Here is a 19,046-nt window from a genome sequence, read left to right as displayed (position 1 = left end):
ATCCACTCTGCATGGTTCCGTTATCCATTAGGCCTTTAATAATTTTCGTTTCTTGTTGGCTATCTTCTCTTTTGCTGCTTCAATGCTATTCGCTACCTTTTTATGGTCCTGATCAAATTGAATCATGCCATCTATTGCCGGTGTAAATCCTTGCTCATCGATGTATTGTAAATAATCAATCGGCGCTCGTTCTGTCTGTTTTACTAAGTACCCATAAATATCAAAGTCTACTCTCAGTATAGACTTCTTGCCCTTTGGTTGTCGCGACATCCTTACATAAGATTGGATGATTGATAGTGGTACTGCGAATACTGACTTATCCTTACTGAATTCAATAAGGAAGAAACAAATCGCTCCCATCTTCTCTGCTTTCTCCAAGTAATCCAATTGATGCTGCGCAATGTTCGTTAGATCAAATCGTGTAGCATTCTCTGTAGACTTCGCTTCAAACACTATAGCTCGTCCTTTATACACACCGTCATAGTCTACTGTACTCTTAGCTTCATAGAATCCATTTAGTACACGGCCACCTTTACTCTTTAACACCTTCACAGGAGTCGGACGCTTGTTTATAAGTGCCACTCCCCCTCTTTGATACATTTCATTCGCTAGATTGATAAGCATTTCAAATGCCATTCCGCGGTTTCCTAGTCCCATTGTTATTCCTCGCTTTCTATTTAAAGGATGATTTTGTTTAAATTTTGCTTAATTTTCACCAATAATTATCTAAAAATTTAAAAATCGTTATATAATGAATTTAATTTGAAATTAGGAGTGGTTAAAATGCCAGATACAATAAGACTCGTTCTTTTCATCCTTATAGCAATTAGTGCTGTTTTCTCTTTAATAAAAGAGTTTAAAAAACCTGAGAAAAAAGCACTTTGGATTACAATAGAATTTTTGGTTCTTTTTTGGGCGATATGGATAATAGCAAATATCATAATCTAATTTATAGATTATGAGTTCCTCCCTGAATAAAACTTAATATTTTGTCAATAATATAGATAGGCGATGGCCATAACTCATTTAATGAAGTCCCTAACCTTTCTCCTTTCCCCCTTTTGGAGAACCAGCCGAGCAGTTAGTTTTTGCTAGCTGCTCTTTTATTTATGAAAAAAGATAAAATCATTTATAATGATTCTTCTTTATTTCTCAATATAAAGAGCCTTGGATTTTCGTTAACAATCTTGTAGTATATGAACAAAGAGTAAGGTAAGAGTTACTCTTTGCCATTTTAGGAAAGGTCCTGTTGGAGACAACGGGGCCTTTTTTCATATAGAGATAGTTTTGTTTAATTTTTCACCATTAACCACAAAAACATCTTATAATCGTTATTTACTAAATTAATTATTGGATTAGGAGTAAATCAAATGCCAGTTACACTAGAACTTATTCTTTTCATTCTTATAGCAATTAGTACTGTTGGCTATTTAATAAAAGAATTTCAAAAAACTAGGAAAAGAACACTTGGAATTTCAATAGAATTTTTGGTTCTTTTCTGGTCAATATGGAGAATATCGGCTATCATAATCTAATTTGTAAAATATAATCTCCCTTGATTAAAACTCAATATTCCGTCAATACTGTAGATGACATTAGATTTTCTCCTTGTTCCCCCTTGGAGAACCGAGCAGTTAGCTTTTGCTAGCTGCTCTTTTAATTGCTTCATCTATCGCAAAAGTAATACTGTCAGGCCCCCAACCAGAATGTACCTCCATAAAACTATAAACCGCTTGAAGCATCCATCCTCTATTAAGGATTACCTCACATTTGTCTACTAGATCCTCATATGTTTTCATATCCATACCTCTTTTCCACTGTTCTAATTTCCTCTTCGCTTCTTCAACGTGTTTTGGGCAAAAATCATACTTATCTCCCATTTCTTTTGCACAATCATCACATAACTTACAATCGCAAGTCGTTATCCGCCTTTGGAAATCTATACTAGTCCAGATCGTACCCGTTACATAGTCACATAGCTTAGTAGCTCGTTTCTTTCCGCACGACTGACAACATTCGTCCCATTTAGGCAACTCATGCACTTGTTCATCTGTACTGTTCAATTCCATTCTCCTTTTCTACAAAATGAAATTTTTGTTATAAATAATGAACTTTCAAAGCTACTGAATTGTAAATATAAATACACTACTATATTTCTATAAAGGGGCGTTTTTATATGAATCCATATCAAAGAATATCTTTAATAATTATTATTTTAATACCACTCTTTTTCTTAACTGTCACTCTAGTAACTGGCCGATGGAGTTTCTTTTTTTTGAGCCTACTGCCTAGTTTCATAAGTGGGATAACAGCTTTCATCGCTTTTCAAAGATCACACCAGTAGACAAAGCACTTTACAAAGAGTGCCTTTACAAGGCGCTCTTTTTTTAACATATACTTACCAAATAACTATTTTGTTTGACTTTAATTCTTACATAAAACCGACTAGACACTAACGTTTTTATGTAGTACAATTCCTATCAGAAAAATGTTAGGAGATTTATTTATGACTTTTGAAGATAATCGTAAATTAGGAATTCAACAAGGATGCATATTACTAACAGATCAATCACAATATCTTGTTGTTAAAAAGAATGAAAATTATTCTTTATTAAACATCGCAACTGCGGAATGCATAAACTTTGAAGTTTCACTTGAAAATCTTGAAGAAATGGTCCAAGTAGATTTAAAAGAAAAAATTCAAGCTATCATTCCACCAGAGAATATTAAGATCGTAGCTCAAAACAGAATATAAAATGTATTTTCTAAGAGCACTTTCTTTAGTGCTCTTTTTTCGTGAATAGTTTCAAATAACTATTTTGTTCGACTTTCCATTAAGCTAATTTTTCGGTTCTGGTGCAAAAATAAAATAAAAGAGAATAACGCGCATATATTCCTAACGGAATCGTATCTTATGCTGCAAGTCCAAACAATTGATGGATGAATTCTTTCTGATTTTGGACAGACTGGTCCCGTAAATCAAGCTGTTCTTTTTAATCATATGCATGGCTTCTACTCCAGAAAGAATGGATGTAGCTGTGTCAAAATATTTGAACCCTAGCATAGAACGGATTCGCTTCTTTATAAAGCGATGATCTTGTTCTACTATGTTATTCAAGTACTTTTGTTGTCTAAGTTGCATACCATCAGGTATGCTTTTTTCTTTTTTCAACTGTTCAATTGCTGTAGGATAAGCTGGGTTCTTATCGACTGTTATAACACGTGGCTTTAAAACATGAAAAGACCGCAAAGCTTTCTTGAAAAAGCGCTTTACAGCCTTCTGGTCTCTTGTTTTATTTAGGAAAAAATCAATTGTGTTTCCTTTCGAATCAACAGCACGATACAGATACATCCATTGACCTTTTACTTTGATATATGTTTCATCGACTCTCCAAGAGTCATTTGTTTGTTTGAGGTGACGGCGGATTCGTTTGTCCAATTCAGGACCATACTGATGAACCCAACGCATAATCGTTGTATGAGAAATGGATAAACCCCATTCTTCTAGCATTTCCACCAAATCACGAAAACTGAGGTTGTACCGTAGGTACCATCTTACCGTTAACAAAATAATATCAGGCTGATAATGCTTCCATTTGAATACATTTTCCTTTTCCATACCAATCACGCACCCTTTTTAAAGTAATAGTAACAGTATGTCCAAGATTTATAGATTCATTGCAATTGTCCTTAAGTTTTTGCACCAGAACCTTGACCTTATTCCCTGTAAACTCCATTCCACACATTCCATCTGTGCCTAATAGCTTTACGTTACCTTCCATTCTTTTAACCTCGCTTTCTATTCAAAGGATTATTTTGTTTAAATCTTCCTTAAATCGTATTACCTATCATTAATCTACAAGTTAATTCCTGTATAATACAATTAAGTAATTAATAGGAGTGTTATACATACCAGATACACTAAGGCTTATTATTTTTATTGTTATTGCAATTGGCGCAATCATTAACTTATATCTAGAGTTTAAGAAGCCTAAAAAAAGTATATTCTCAATAATTTTCCTCTCAATACTCCTTATTGGATCTTCGACATTGGTAAAAGAGATTTTATCCAGACTTATATAAACAACTGAATAAAACTCAATATTCCGTAAATACTATAGACACATGGTTATCTTTCCTCTGTTTTTCTTGGGTGAGCAGTTAGCTTTTGCTAGCTGCTCTTTTATTTCGTTCCTGCTCCTGTTTCTTAAAGAATTCTCTAACTGCATTTTCCCAATAAATACATTCTCTATTCCTCCTTGAATAAATTCCAATAATTCGTAAATGCTATAAACAACCCATTCTTAAACGTTTTTCTTAAATTGAGCAGTTAGCTTTTGCTAGTTGCTCTTATTTTCTGTAATTGGTTACATTTACCTGATGTTTTCAACGTAATATTACGTTACAATATAAAAGAATAAAATATATTGAGCTGTTATACCATACCCTAGAAAACTAGGGTTTTTATTTCTAAAAATGAAATATTTATTAAAACCTTTCTCAACACCAATACTTAGAAAACAGAATCCAAAAAAGAGTAGTAATGATTTTTCTAATAAACGGAGTTATAGTCCCCAGAATCATTATCGCTGTTGATAAATTTTCAGTGCTAATCTCCAATAATGGGAAGCAACAACTCCTTTATAAACAAGCTATTTCAACAGTTGCTTTATAAAATAATACGAGCTTCGGGGTTCTTTATAAATCTATCCCACTTTAAAAATGGCAAAAATGATTTTAAGTCAGTAATGTAGATATTTTGAAAGTAAAAGAAGAGTCTTAATTTAAACGAAGCCGAAACCAGATCTCAGATTTCGGCTTTTCGACATAAGATGAATTACAAATTATATTCAAAATCGCATAAAATGAAAAATTTTCATAGGAGTAATTTAAGCATACCTAAACTTTGCAACAGAATCCTATTTAACGGTTTTATCTCTTTTTCTTATAAAAAAATATGCAGTAATCCACGAAGTAATAGGAATAACCAAAGCTATACCGATTCCAGCGCAAAATATAGTTATCAACTCGGCACTAAATACTTTTGAATTTACAATTTCCCCAATTGAATAAGATAAATCTTTAAACCATAAAAACAATGCTAGATAGCTTCCAGCGAAAGCGAAAAATAATGTATTCGAATTTGACCCTAATATATCCTTCCCAATGCTTATTCCAAATGTAAATAAATCTTTCCTACTGATTAATGGATTGTGATTTAATCTTTCTGCCATTGGAGATGCAATAGAAATAGCAACATCAATAATCGCACCTATTGTACTCATGATAATTACAGCAGCTCCAATTTTAATAAAATCTACTCCAATATGAAGGGAAAATATGCTAAGCTCCTCTATTTCTTCTTCACCAAACCCCTGAATCATAGTCTTTTTTGTTACTATAACAATAAAAAATAGTAAAATCATAATAGTGATAATAGTGGAGATAAATGCAGCTATTGTTTTAAGGTTTATTTCATTAATGTAGAACAGAGTAATAACACTGATTATCGTACATGCAATCATGGAGATAACAATGGGGTTGGAACTCGGGTCTGACATAAAAATTATAATCAGAAAGATTACACCAAAGTTTAGAAATAAGGCAATAAAAGATCGTATTCCTTTTTTTCCACCAATGAAGGTCATCAATATAAATAAAATGACTGTCAGTAATACTAATACATTCATAATCTTGCCTTCTTTCGATTAATAAAATAAATAGTTGTATATAGACCTATCGGAATCGTTAACGCAATTCCAATACCACCCGCTAAGGCTCGAGTTAATTCCAATGAAAGGTTTATAGAAAGCGTATAACCTAATGGGGACGCATTCTTCAAAAATAAAATAATTATCGGAATAGAACCGCTTATGTACGCAAAAAATAAAATGCTCGTCATGGATCCCATAATATCTTTTCCAATATCCATACCCGATGTTTTTAGCGCCTTCATTGAGATGTTATTATTTTCTTCATATAAACCAAAGATAGAAGAAGACATTGTAATAGCTACATCCATTACGGCTCCTAAAGAGCCAATTAATACACCTGCCATAAACACCTCTTTATAAGGTCTAGTTAAAAATTGCATTTCTTCATATCTAAGTCCTTTTTCATCAGTTAACCATATTATAAGGTAGGTAATTAACAATGAAATAAAAGTTCCTAGTATGGTGGAAAAAATAGCTGCAAATGTTTTCTCGTTAAAGCCATTAGTAAGTAATAAAGAAATAAATATAATTAAAATGACACTTACACCGCATATTAGTAATAAATTGCTATTTAACGTATGCAAGTAAACATCTAATGCATATGATAATAAAACAACATTGATTGCCAAACTTATAATAGAAAAAAAACCTTGCCTTTTTCCAATGAAAATTAAAACGAAGACAAAAATCCATCCACTAATCAAAACATATTTATCACGTTTTACATCTGTTATATCTCCAGTTATCTTTACGCTTTTTTCTGTGCCCTTATGAATTGAAACAAACAATTCATTTCCAACATGATATTCTTGATCATATCCACCGGATAAGGAATATTCATTAACTAAATGGATAAGTTGTCCTTTCTCTTTCCCGTTTTTCAATTGTGCTACTATACTCTGAGTGTATATCTTATCGAGATTATTGTTCCTATCTAAAATTTCGGACGAAGACTCTAATTGAGTTTTGATAACCTTGGCTATAGGGCGTTCATAATATGAATAATTGTGATGAACAAAAATAATTGAGGCCGAAAAGCAGAGTAGTAGTATAGTATAAAGAAGAATGTGTTTCCGAGTTATTCTTTTTAATTTAAGTAGCACATTATCCAAAAAAAAACCTCCAACTATTTAATAGGATAAAACAAATACAAATTTAAGATATATTGTTTGCAGGTGTCTTCAGAGAAAAATATATCTAAAGGCATTACATGAGGACAAGCTTAGTATATTAGTATAACAAGGATATTTGGGGTTTGGTACAAAACATTAAAACTTTGGTTCTGCTGCAAAAATATTAGTTAGAAATATAGAATAGCAATTTTCTCTTCATTTCTATCTTATGAAGCTAGGCCAAGCAATGTATGAATACATTGTTTCTGGTTTTGGACAGAATTGTCCGGTAAAACGCGTTGCCCCTTCTTTAGAGTCATACTATCAGTATGCCCAAGTTTAGGAGATTACTTGCAAGAGTCTTGAATTTTTTGCACCAGAACCTAAAATTCTCAGTTTAATCTAGAGGTTAATCATAATATTCTTTATTTAATCAAATAATCTTCTAAATATTATTAAACCCCACTCTATAATTATACATGGGCATCTCACTACTTAACTCCTTTTGGACCTTTTGAAGCGAGAACTTCTTCAGAATCAGATGCTATTTTTAGCAATCTATATTTATCAAGCTATAAGGGTCCCCGTTATTAACGGTTCACTAATGTTTCTCTGCTGAACTTTTTTGATACAGTATATATATACCCTACTAACCAATTAATTGCACTATTATGCGAATTCTTGTTAACCATAATTAATTCCTTGTAAACAAGTATCATAACTTTATATTTTGTCCAAAATTAATTAGTCCTACTCTATAAAAATTTAGACCAAGGACTATAAAACAATCATATAATTATCAATCTCATGTTAATATCAACAGAAAATCAATACATCTTATCCTCATTTGACATTGACATATCAAATGAGATTAACACGTCAACCGAAGTACACCAACTTTATTACTAGTATCCATAGGTTAACATTAACATAACATTAACAAGTGGACGCTTCCCAAAAATGTTTGCACCTATCTAAATTTCAAGATCTATACTAGTTGAACAATAGTCCATTGCAACAGATTGTACGGAAGTGAGTTAATTAATAAACTACCTTTAAAAAAGTTTCAATGCTAGTAAGACATAAAAGGAAACATCATGAAACTATCAATCGCATGTTGATACCATGAAAAGATAACCAATTTTTAACCTCTCATTTGTTATTAACATGTTAACTAAGATTAACATGTTAAGTGATTATTTTCTTTTGCTGTCAATATCACTCCGATTAAGATTGACATAACATTAACAATCTGGTGTTAAAAAGAAGAAATGTTTATAACTTTCAAGATTTCAAAGTCTATATCGGCTGAATTTTTTCTTCTGTGGTAGTTTTCTCGAAGTGGATCTAGTGACGATTTATCCCAGGAAATGTTTCGACACTATCAAAGCATAGCTAAAAATCCAATCGAGTAATAAATAATGACAGTAATTCAATGATTTTTACCCTTTATTTATCATTAACATATAACCTGAGATTGACATGTTAAGTACTTGTTTTCTTTTGTTATTAATAGTTTTCTAATTGATATTGATATAACATTAATAATAAGGCGTCAAAAAAGAAGAAATGTTTATAGTCTTCAAGCTTTCAAAATCTATTTTGGTGAAAATTTTCTTCTGTGGTGGTTTGCTCGAGGCGAATCTAGTAATGATCTATCCTAGAAAATGTTTTCACACTATCAAAACATAGTTAAAATTTAATCGTAATAATAAGCGACGACAGGAGTTCAATGTTTTTCACCCTTTGTTTATCATTGACATATAGTCTAAAAGTAAAGCGTAGAGAGAAATGCTGTCTAAATTGTTAATGTTATATCAACAATTTTCGTTTAATATTAATATGACATTAACAATTAAAAAGTTGCAATGCGCATAAAAGCAGATCTGGGGATTTCAAAATCCGCATTAGTTAAAGATTTATCTGCCACAACAGATTTCTATCGAAATATCAAAAAACACTCTAAAAGCACTATAGTTATGGTTAGAAACTAGCAAGAACTTCATACAATCGATAGTTTCTTATTAGCGTCAAAAAAATAACAGTTTTCTCTTTATTTATCATTGATATATAACCTGAGATTGACATGTTAATCGAGTTTGTTGTCCGTTAATAATAGTGTCATATCAATTATCATTAACGCGTATTGACATAACATTAACAATTGTTGATTCTAACGTTGAGAATATACATACAAATAGAGTTTTAGATTCTATATCTATTAAGAGGCCTTTTTTATAACAAAATCCCCTGGATAAGTCGGGGAGGATATCATTCTTGAAGGCATTTTGATAGTAGCCAAAAATAATAAATCGCTTTTTATTACTTCCGATCTAAAAGTAGCAATTGTATGAATCAATTTTGATTATATAGAGATTCCTTGTAAAGGGCGGTGCCTCCTATAAAAAATGAGTTTATATTAATAGTAATTCAATAACCTTCATGTGCATTCTAAAGACCTGCTGAAGCCAATAAACTATACATTTCTTAGATTTCTACTACCGAGTATCATAAATTATAATAAATATAGCCCTTTATTTATTATTAGTATGGGCTTTTTGTTCTACATTTATACATACTTTTTAGCTTTTAAGTCTTTAAGTTTAATGCTATATCCTCATAATTTATTTACAAATCACTAATATTTTCTTATCATTAATATATTGTAGACTAATTTGTTAATTTCATAGCAATAATAATCATTAATAACTAACGGATTATTAACAGGACATTAACAATAGTTAATTCAAGAGCTTGTTTTATCATCTTCATGTTAACAAGTGATGCTTTATATATCAATGACAAATTTCATGTGAATGTCGATCAACAAAGGTATTGAGGTTTATATCGCCGAAAGATACTTAACATGTTAATCTCATTTTATATGTTAATTACATTTTGCTATGGACATTATATTTCAAGGAGGTATAACGATGATTGAACAAGATAACAAAAATACAACTGAACATATGGAGTCCAATAATACAAACTCTAGTCATGAAGATACTTTTGAAAAAGCTTGGCGAATAACAGAGTTTTCTAAATTAGTAGGTCGACATCATAACACTGTATACAATTGGTTCAATATCCTCGAGGAAAAGGGGTTACACGGAACATTAAGAACCAATAATACAAACGAAAAGTTATATAACACACTGGATTTAGACATAGCTTTATTTATCAAACTAAAAAGGGATGAAAAGTGGTCGCTAGATGCAATTATTGAGCTTTTACCGCATCAATTTGAACTAAGACCAGTTTCTCCAGAAAATCAAACCAGTGAAGTCTCATCCCAATTAAACATGCAGGAAGCTGCAGCGACTATTGAAAAAATAGTCGAGCAAAAGATTCAAATGCATTTACAAAACATTGAATTAGAGTATCAAGGAAAGTTTGAAGATGCTATACGTGCAGTGCTCCCTGAACCAGAAGACCCTGAAATGTTAAAAGAGCGCCAAAGACAAGAAAGACTAGATAATATGATAATTCAACATAGAGCGCGTACAGAATTAAGAAAACAAGCTGAAAGAGAGTGGAGTTCACAACCAGAAGAAACTCGTATTAAAAAAGTTGGCTGGTTTAAAAAAGAGGAAGATCTTGCGAGAAAACAACTTTTCATAGAAAACTATATTGATGAGAACATGATTGAATACATGAAAAATGTAATGAGAACAGAAAAATAAGCCTGGAAAATTCCAGGCTTATTTTTTATTTTGTTCCAAACATCTTATCGGGATCCATAAATGCAGCTAATTCTTCATCATTTTGCGTTTGTGGTTCTTCATCTTTAACTGGTTCTAATTCAAAGTAATCACCAAAGTTAATATTGAAGTCATCGTCCGAGTCTTGCGCTTCAATAGTATTAATTTGTGACTTTGTATATTGAATTTGACTCTGTTTTTCCTTAAATTCGTTATATTCTTCAACTAATCCTTTAGATAAACGTGATGGTAGTGCATCTGTCTTATAGAAAGTATACACGCTGCCCATAAAGTCATTTTTACTCACTAAATAGCCATTAAAAACAGTTCCATTGATTGGTAGTTTATTTGTCACTTCTACTTTTGCATCATCCATAAATGAATCATCAATGTTCTTCTGTTCATCTAAAATTGCTAACATACCAAAATGATGTACCTTCGATGCCTCTAAATCTCCATTTTCATTTGTCTTCATCAGGTCAATAGGGTGATGGAATGAGCTTCCTTTCAATGATTCTGAGAACATATCTACAATTTCTTCACTGTTTTCAATTTGATTCATATTACGTGAAACCTTATTAATTACTAAACAGCCTGTTCTTTCTAGTAAAATTCGTTTAAAGTCCTGAGAATCTAGAATTACTGATGTTCCTGAACCATTTGCAGCTGTATTTAACTCATGAATAATATCTCCAATGCGTTGGTTTGCATAGTCTCGTGAGTTTCCAATGCCTTTTTTCTCATTTTCGTTTAATCCCTTAAACTCATCATAGAAGTGTTGGTTATCTGCAAATACAACAAATGCAACGCCTTTCGCTGGATCATTAGCTAACTTCCAAATTTCTTGTGAAAATTTATTCACCTGTCTTAGTACATCAGGCCCATCAGCTCTAACTGGAAGTGTAACTACAATACCCATTTTAATGAAATCTTTACGCTCAATAGCATTATTGAAAGCAATTCTTGCATACTTTTGTTGATTTTTTATTAATTCTTCTCTAGGAATTTTCATTGCCATACTTTTAAGTTCTTCAGCAATTACAGGTTTATTATGAAAAGCGGAGAATTCTTCAATTGCTTGAATAATTGTAGATGTACCTGTACCACCGCCTAAACCTGCAAAAAATAGTACTAATTCATCAGTTGGTCTAACACGTTCCGTTATAAATTCTTTTAATTTATCTTTAGCTTCTTCATTAGATTCTAAAACCTTTACAGCACGCTCAGGATTCTTACCCAAACCACCTAATTTTAGTGAAACTTGGTTACTTTTCGGAACATTTTTCAGTTCAGCTAAATCCCCATCATTACTATTCAATGCTAGGCAATTATAAACTGCTGTACCGTCTGTATGCTTATACTCAGCAAATTTATCTACCATTCTAGTTCCAGCTTGACCAAAACCAACCATAGTCATTTTCACAGCTACTTCGTTTTTCAGAAAGTTTTTTGCCATTATTTTATCTCTCCCTTATTCTCATTACTTTTTTTACGTTTCCCTAATTCAACTAATACTTGTTGTCCCCTAATAGTTGAAATTAAAAACTTATACGGATGCATAATTTTTTCTGTTATTAATGACATTGAAGCTAAAGTAGCAACACTACCTTCTGCCGATCTTCTTGAAATGTTAGTTCTTTCAAGTTCTAATGAATAGGATTTACCCTTAGGTTTCTTTACTCTCCTATCAATAACAACACTTTCTACTATTTCATTTATTGAGATTCCTCTCATATACTTTGTCTCTTGGTATTGTTTGTTTACTTGAGATCCTATGTAATGAAATACATTGTAGAGTATTTCGTCTCCTTCAATAATGTCTGCAAACATTTCCACAACTTCTTCAGTGAATTTGTTTTGTTTATATTTTTCACTTAATACCTCGTTCAAGTTGTCCCCCCCTTAAAACGTTGGTTAATTATTCCTAAAAATATATTACATCATTGTAAGACGTATATCAAGTTATTATATATAAGACTTATATTAAGTTGTTATATATAAGACTTATATAATATTTACAAAATGTAAAATTGAAACAATGCCCTATATATCAACGTCAAATATATAAGACGTACATGAAAGCCGTTCATATAAGCATTAAATAAAACATGTTAATATCAGGTTTCATATAACTAACAATAACTATTAAATAATAAATATGAGTGCAGTATTTATGTATATTTTTATCTAGAATTATAATTCCAATATATAATACTCCTAAAATAACGTACTATTATCATGGTCATTTTATTTATACATCTTATATATACGAACTACATATAAGACGTATGTATAAATACTTATTATTAAAGGTTTTATATGCTTTTATATTAATTTCATGTCAATAGAATATTACCACGAATTATTACACGACTCATTTAAAGGTCTTATATGAAAGACTTATAAACAAAACGTGTATATAACCCTATAAAAAAAGAGTAATACTTCTTAAGTATTACTCTTTTAACTATATAGTTTTATATAAAACACTTAGTTTATTAAACAGATCTTTATGATCCTTCTTCTTTTTTAATAACTCATTTTTCTGTTGGTTGTCTACAGAAAGGAAAGGGGATGTCAATGTCATGTTATATTTCGTTATTTCTTTTATTAATTCCGTAGTTATTTCTGAGATTTGCAGAAATAACACATAAAATTGTGATTCATTTTCATTCATTTGTTTTTCTCTGAAATTAAGTTCTACAAACTTGTCAGTATAACTTGTCAATTTCATATCAATATAATCACTATAACTCACATGTAAAGCCATAAAGCGATTAAACCCAGATAAACTAATTAATTTCTTTGTTAAACATAGATGTACTAAATAAATCTTGTATACAGCTTTAAATGAAATAATATATTTAGTTCCTTTTTTTATTAATTGGATGTATTCACCGTATCTGTTAATTAAATACCTTAATTTATTAGATTTTAGTCTCAATATTCTACTAACTTGTGAAGTATTGTAGATTTTATAAGGATCTAGAGCAGCAAACTGTAATGGAATTATCTCATATTCGTTATTTAATGTGTTAGTTACCTTGTTATACAGAGCGTCTGTTTCAAATTCACTTTGTATAATTGTTTTTATTAGCCCATATTCTGTGTTCAAATTCCGCATTTTTTCACCCCTTAAATCAGATTGTAACATATGAAATAAACATAATTTTCATTTACTTTATTATGTTTATTTACTTATTTCTTTTATGATGTGATTTTTCCTTCTGACAAACGGATACCTCTACAGAATTAAATGCAATTCTGTTTAATATTTAATTTCATCTATGCAAAAGTATATTCACTGTACGTTTTAACTATTTTTGATAGTCTACACCTACATGGCGAAGTACATATGACGAACCCTTTTTTTATCATTAGAGTTCGTCATATGTTCTCTTATCTATGTCGAAGTACGTATGACGAACTCTAATAGCAAATTTCTACTTGATAACATTGAAGTTTATTACTCACACCTGACGAAATAATATGTGTTTTTAAACCAAGAGTTGATAGGGGATAACGGATTACTTTTTTGTAATTTTCAGTTAAAATATACATTAATTATTTTTATGTACTGAACTGCTTAATTTATCCAACATTAATTACTTTCATTTCATGATAATTGCACTCGATTTTATGCAAGTTTCCGTATATTATTTCCATATCAAGGGAGTGTTTAAAATTGAAAAAGTCATTTGATCATACCGTTAAATATATCGTCGGAGAAAATGATCGTGGGGTTTATTTTAATCGTTCTGACATTTTTACAGTTTTGTTTTTATATGAACAACGAACAGTATCTCAAATTCAATTACGTAAATTTTATGAATTGATAAATGGGGAGCCTATAAGTCGAACAACGTTTTCATCCAAGTTAACTAAGTGGGCAAAAATGAAATTAATAAAAAAAGAAAATATAAGTGTGAGAAAAAAGCGTGGCTTTACATTAGATTTCGTTTCTATCGCTTCAAAGGGAGCAGAAATATTATATCGTTTAAAATTAATCACTGATTGCAGTACCTCTTTTGTTACCAAAAGGCAATATGAACACAATATAGCTATTACACAATTTGTGCTAAATCTACTTGAAGCAGAATCCCAAAATGAACATACCGGTGCAATTGTAGGTGGTAATGGCGATTATCTTTTTCCACTAAACTCAATTGTGAAGCAAAACTTACAGTTGCCCAACCTAATGTATTCCAATTCAAATAATGTTTACTTTTTATACGAAGATGAAGAGTATCGCGAAATGTTTCAGCCAGAACTTCAACCCGTTTCCTTCCAGCCAGATCTACCTCAACTCGTTTATTCATTTCGTCCATCTAAAGAGTTTTATCCCGATTCAAAGGGAAACCCTTTAATCATTCCTGATTGGGTTCTTACTTGTAACGATTCTATTATCAATATTGAAGTTGATACTGGATCAGAAAACATTCCATTTTTAGAAAATAAACTAAAAAAATATCTCGATATCGCTGCTGCTAACCCATCTAAACAGTTTTACGTGTTATTTTCAGTGATTGATGACTCCTATCACACAATTTCTACTTACAAAAAAAGGACTACACGTGTAACAAATTTTAAAAAAGCTTTCAGCAATATACCACGTTTAAGTGTAGTGAATAACCTAAATGTCTACGTATGCAATATGGGTGGATCGGCACTTGTAATAAATAATATTCTTCAAGAAATTCGCGAAGTTAATAGTTTAAGCAAAAGTCATCTTCTCAAAAAAATCACTGAACGTTTAAATATAAATTCTTCTTTCCCTTATTCTGTAGAGTGGATATCTAATAAAAATGGAATGCAAGCGAAAGGGATTCAGCATTCTAAACTACTTGAGCTAACAGATGACATTTTGGTATTACGAAAAAAATCACCTGATGAAGAAAAAAAATCTTTAGATTACTTAGAAATATTATGTATATTAACAATACTTAAGGTGGGGGAGGTTAACACACACTTTAAATTACAACAATTATCAGGATTGTTGGCCATGCAAAATCAACACCGAACACTAAACCCAATTAAGATTTGGGGGATATATGAAGCGGATGAATTAGAGCATGGGCAGCAAGCCATTTTTACTGATTTGTATCACAATTCCATAGCACCAGAGAATATATTATTGGCTACTTCTGCTGAATTACTTAATTTCACCGCTGCTTTTTATTCGTTAAAAGAGAGGGTGAAACAAGAATTTGGAGAATGCAGTTCAAAAAAATGCTGAACTCAATAATGCACCAGGTAATGGGGAGGATCCAAAAGCCGGAAAGAGCAAAAAAAATTCCTATACAGTTACAATCGACATTACAAAAAGCTGGAAATATCGTTTAGCAGCCCGCTCATCTTACTATATTGTGACATTACTACTTCTGCTAGCTTGGTATTTTGCTTTTAGAGGAATATATAAATACGCTTCTTTCTGGTCAATACAAATGGGGGCTCCATTACCTACTTTAAGTATCTTCGGTAATCCGTTTGAAATTAATTATTACATTGAAACCTTTTTTAGCTTTTGGATTTTAATTTATACTTGGCAACTATCAACCAAGGTTAAGACCTATCAGGAGATAAAGCGTAGATGGTTTATTTTCTAGATGATGTTAATTGGTATAGTTGCCCAGTACTTATGGGCGTTTAGTGTTCCATTAGCTAAGATATTTATTCCATTCTTAAATTCGAAAGCTGGAGAAGTTTCACTAAATGACAAAGGATTAGAGGCTACTATACTTTCAAATTTTAGTAATATCATGCACCTTGTATTTGCTATACCTGTAATTATTATTATTCTCGTGCTCTTATGGCTCTTTAAGTTTTTTTATGAACATAAAAAAGAGCTTTTAGATGAATTCGGAAAATGGGAATACGTATTTAAAATACCTGGTTGGATGCTTTCCTTTTTGAATGATGATCGTCAACGGAAACTTGCTACTTCATTACACAGATTTTTCACTGAAAAAAATCCATCAAAATTGCCAGAACCCGATATCTTTCTTGGTCCTAACAGTGCTACACGGGAAATGGCAGTAATACAAGGCAAGTCTTTAACACTTAATATAATGATCATCGGTAACATTGGTACAGGTAAATCAGCTGCACTAGGTTTACCAATTGCTAATCAAATTCTTGACTATATGGCTTCAATGATTAATAACTTTAAAACCTTATATGCAAGAAAAGATTATCATTCAGAGGATGTAAAAGGAACGCAGGTAAATGGTCTTACAGTTATCGAGCCATCTAATAACTTCTGCGAAAAGGTATATAACTTGGTATTGGCACACAAGATTCCCGATAGTGTTATTTTCTATTTAGATCCAACAAATCCTGATACCCCTTCAATAAATTTCGTACGTGGTCCAGTTGATAAAGTTGCTGAGATGTTATGTTCAGTATTAACGGGGCTCTCTGATAATGGAGCAGGAAATCCTTTCTTCGTTCAATCTGAGCGTTCCCATCTTAAACAACATATTTACTTGTTAAAACTCCATGATTCAAAATTTGAAGCTAGATTTGAACATTTAATTGATATGTATAATGATGCTAACCTCGTTTTTGAGATGCATCTTAAGTTAAAAGGGCGACTTCCAAATGATATTGAATCTATACCTGATAGAGATGAGAGAAATCATTGGCGCATATTGAAGCAAGTTGATGAATGGTTTGATTTAAATTATGTGCCTGAAATTTCTGGCGGTCGTGGGGGAGGGGAAGTTGTTTATCATACTGAAGGGAAATACTATGGGCAGCCAAAGATTATCGATAAACAAGAAACCTTCGTTCGTGGTTTACGAAACACATTAAATGATATTTCAGCTCAACCTCTGCTCCGTCGTGTACTATGTGGTCCATCAGATTTTGACTTTGAAAAGCATTTGGAATTTGGAGGCATCCTTTTAATCAATACTGCGAAAGGGGAACTTTCTGATTTATCTGATGTATTCGGTAAATTATGTTTGTATGCCGTGCAGAATGCCGTTTTCCGTCGTAAGCCTAACGTATCTCCTTACCATCCTGTTTTAGTCGATGAGTTTGCTGATTACATTTATAAAGCATTTAAAAGTTTTCCTGCTCAATCACGTAAATATAAAGCCCCTTTAATTGTTATTGCACAAACCATTAGTCAATTAGCAATTGAACATGGCCCAAGATTCATGGATATCCTGTTAGGTACATTTCGTAATAAACTTGTTTATGGTGATGTTACTAATGAAGACGCTAAATTGTTTAGTAAACTTATGGGTACGAAAACAATTTATGAGGCACGTGAAGGTGATCAAGAAATTGATATGGTAACAGCTGAAACGAAAACACAAAGTACCCGTAGAACATCCTACTCTTATTCGAAAACAGAGGTACCCATTCTATCTGAAAATGATATATTGATTCAAAAAGCATTCCAGTGTGCTGCTAAAATTGTAAAAGATAACGCCCCACAAGGTGGAATACAAGTAAATGCAAACTTTGTTCCTTCTATTGAGTTTAAAACAGCTAAAATTCAAGTTGATGCAGAAGCAGCTGCTTATTGGTTGAAAATTCGAGAAGAGTCATTGAATGCGGAAATTAAATATGATGATTATGTCACAGATACAGATGTTGATAGTGAAGAAAATGTAATTGAGGAATTGAGTACACCTACAACAGTGCCGACTGCAATAGAAGGTTGGTTACAGAAGTTAAATCCTGATACTTATGATTATTACAATAACGAAGATGATACTGACAATGAAGATGAATTAACAAATAATCAACCTGTGCAAGATAACTCAAGAAAATCTGCTCCAAGACTTGAAAAAGGGGAAACTATAGCATCAATTCCTACTTCTAATACAACAGAACACGCAAAAATTAATGAAGTGATTAATGTGCAAAAAGAGAATGTGCCAGATAGAAGTAAACATAGAGAGCCTATTGAACTTATCAAGAAAGCACCAGTTATTACTGAAACTCCAATAGAAGTGCCAAGGACGAAGCATACACCACAATATAGAGAGCCTGCTTACACATCAACTGTAACTCATAATCAGCAGGAACAGGAAATTCAAAGAACTGCAGAAATCAATTGTAAAAATACAACATCTAACTTAACAATGCAATGGTTACAGCAACAAATGGCTGCTACTGTTTCTCAAGATGATGAAAACACATTACATATAGATGAAATGGAAGGGGCCTCTCGACTTCACAATCGGAAAGTGGCAGAAGTAACTCCAGAAAGTGCGGCAATTAAGGATAAACTCAGTCAATATATCGAAGGTGAAATTGATTATGATTGATAAGCTATGCATATAACGAATATTTCTATCGGTAAGGAGGTGTGGGTTGTAAACTCCTACCTTCTTATTTTTTAAGATGCATATTTCCGAAAAAAAGACTTTTTATGAAACAAAACCAGAATTGTGGCCTTAAAGCAAAACTTGATTAGAATTCTGTGTTAATGTGCAGGATTTTTTCCTATTTAGCAATCGGGCCAGATTACGGAATAACTCCTTACTGAATAAGATTTTAAA

Annotated in this window: 12 protein-coding genes and 3 pseudogenes; 6 read left to right on the top strand and 9 right to left on the bottom strand. The window is 31.7% G+C overall.

Features of this window, described 5'->3' with window-relative positions; translation table 11 throughout:
• Positions 1-27 precede the first annotated feature (27 nt).
• Entirely contained in the window at positions 28-657 is a 630-nt protein-coding gene (locus SJY24_RS30665; RefSeq protein ID WP_377867408.1) for a Holliday junction resolvase RecU, read from the bottom strand.
• A 126-nt stretch (positions 658-783) separates the two neighbouring features.
• Here SJY24_RS30665 and SJY24_RS30660 point away from each other — a divergent pair, with 126 nt between their 5' ends.
• On the top strand, positions 784-948 hold the full coding sequence (locus SJY24_RS30660) for a hypothetical protein (RefSeq protein ID WP_377867407.1): 165 nt from the start codon (positions 784-786) through the stop codon (positions 946-948).
• A gap of 686 nt (positions 949-1,634) precedes the next feature.
• Here SJY24_RS30660 and SJY24_RS30655 read toward each other — a convergent pair.
• Positions 1,635-2,063: a hypothetical protein gene (locus tag SJY24_RS30655; protein WP_377867406.1), complete on the bottom strand. Its 429-nt coding sequence runs from the start codon at positions 2,061-2,063 to the stop codon at positions 1,635-1,637.
• 443 nt (positions 2,064-2,506) lie between these two features.
• On the opposite strand from SJY24_RS30655, the gene SJY24_RS30650 reads away from it, so the two are divergent.
• Positions 2,507-2,755, top strand: a complete 249-nt coding sequence (locus SJY24_RS30650; RefSeq protein WP_377867405.1) for a hypothetical protein — start codon at positions 2,507-2,509, stop codon at positions 2,753-2,755.
• Between the two features lie 157 nt (positions 2,756-2,912).
• Here SJY24_RS30650 and SJY24_RS30645 read toward each other — a convergent pair.
• Together SJY24_RS30645 and SJY24_RS30640 are read right to left on the bottom strand one after the other, a co-directional pair.
• Positions 2,913-3,619: pseudogene (locus SJY24_RS30645) on the bottom strand (IS6 family transposase).
• Complete coding sequence (locus SJY24_RS30640) at positions 3,576-3,782, bottom strand: hypothetical protein (RefSeq protein ID WP_377867404.1); 207 nt, start codon at positions 3,780-3,782, stop codon at positions 3,576-3,578. Before SJY24_RS30640 ends, SJY24_RS30645 begins: the two are co-directional and overlap by 44 nt.
• Before the next feature lie 731 nt (positions 3,783-4,513).
• Between SJY24_RS30640 and SJY24_RS30635 the strand changes: the two are divergent.
• Positions 4,514-4,675: pseudogene (locus SJY24_RS30635) on the top strand (RNA chaperone Hfq); the annotation flags it as partial.
• A 244-nt stretch (positions 4,676-4,919) separates the two neighbouring features.
• Here SJY24_RS30635 and SJY24_RS30630 read toward each other — a convergent pair.
• Positions 4,920-5,690 carry a YibE/F family protein gene (locus SJY24_RS30630; protein ID WP_377867403.1) on the bottom strand — a complete coding sequence of 257 codons (771 nt, stop codon included), beginning with the start codon at positions 5,688-5,690 and terminating at the stop codon, positions 4,920-4,922.
• Complete coding sequence (locus SJY24_RS30625; protein WP_377867402.1) at positions 5,687-6,826, bottom strand: YibE/F family protein; 1,140 nt, start codon at positions 6,824-6,826, stop codon at positions 5,687-5,689. Before SJY24_RS30625 ends, SJY24_RS30630 begins: the two co-directional genes overlap by 4 nt.
• Before the next feature lie 2,933 nt (positions 6,827-9,759).
• On the opposite strand from SJY24_RS30625, the gene SJY24_RS30620 reads away from it, so the two are divergent.
• A complete protein-coding gene (locus tag SJY24_RS30620; protein WP_377867401.1) occupies positions 9,760-10,509 on the top strand; it encodes a MerR family transcriptional regulator in 750 nt (249 codons plus the stop codon).
• A gap of 25 nt (positions 10,510-10,534) precedes the next feature.
• On the opposite strand, the gene SJY24_RS30615 is transcribed toward SJY24_RS30620, so the two are convergent.
• From SJY24_RS30615 to SJY24_RS30605, 3 genes are all read right to left on the bottom strand, one after another.
• Positions 10,535-11,983, bottom strand: coding sequence for an FtsZ/tubulin family protein (locus SJY24_RS30615; RefSeq protein ID WP_046960420.1), 1,449 nt, complete (start codon positions 11,981-11,983; stop codon positions 10,535-10,537).
• Positions 11,983-12,417, bottom strand: coding sequence for a hypothetical protein (locus SJY24_RS30610; protein WP_001006721.1), 435 nt, complete (start codon positions 12,415-12,417; stop codon positions 11,983-11,985). Before SJY24_RS30610 ends, SJY24_RS30615 begins: the two co-directional genes overlap by 1 nt.
• 577 nt (positions 12,418-12,994) lie before the next feature.
• A complete protein-coding gene (locus tag SJY24_RS30605; protein WP_377867400.1) occupies positions 12,995-13,681 on the bottom strand; it encodes a hypothetical protein in 687 nt (228 codons plus the stop codon).
• Between the two features lie 531 nt (positions 13,682-14,212).
• Between SJY24_RS30605 and SJY24_RS30600 the strand changes: the two genes are divergently transcribed.
• Together SJY24_RS30600 and SJY24_RS30595 are read left to right on the top strand one after the other, a co-directional pair.
• Positions 14,213-15,763 (top strand): replication-relaxation family protein, encoded by a 1,551-nt coding sequence (locus tag SJY24_RS30600; RefSeq protein WP_377867399.1) that lies wholly within the window; start codon positions 14,213-14,215, stop codon positions 15,761-15,763.
• Positions 15,735-18,812 (top strand): annotated as a pseudogene (locus SJY24_RS30595) (type IV secretory system conjugative DNA transfer family protein). The gene SJY24_RS30600 and the pseudogene SJY24_RS30595 overlap by 29 nt, the downstream one beginning before the upstream one ends.
• The last annotated feature ends 234 nt before the right edge of the window (positions 18,813-19,046 follow it).

Source organism: Bacillus sp. R86525, from assembly GCF_042466195.1.
GTDB classification, from domain to species: Bacteria; Bacillota; Bacilli; order Bacillales; family Bacillaceae_G; genus Bacillus_A; species Bacillus_A nitratireducens.
This window is presented reverse-complemented; position numbering and strand designations above follow the sequence as displayed.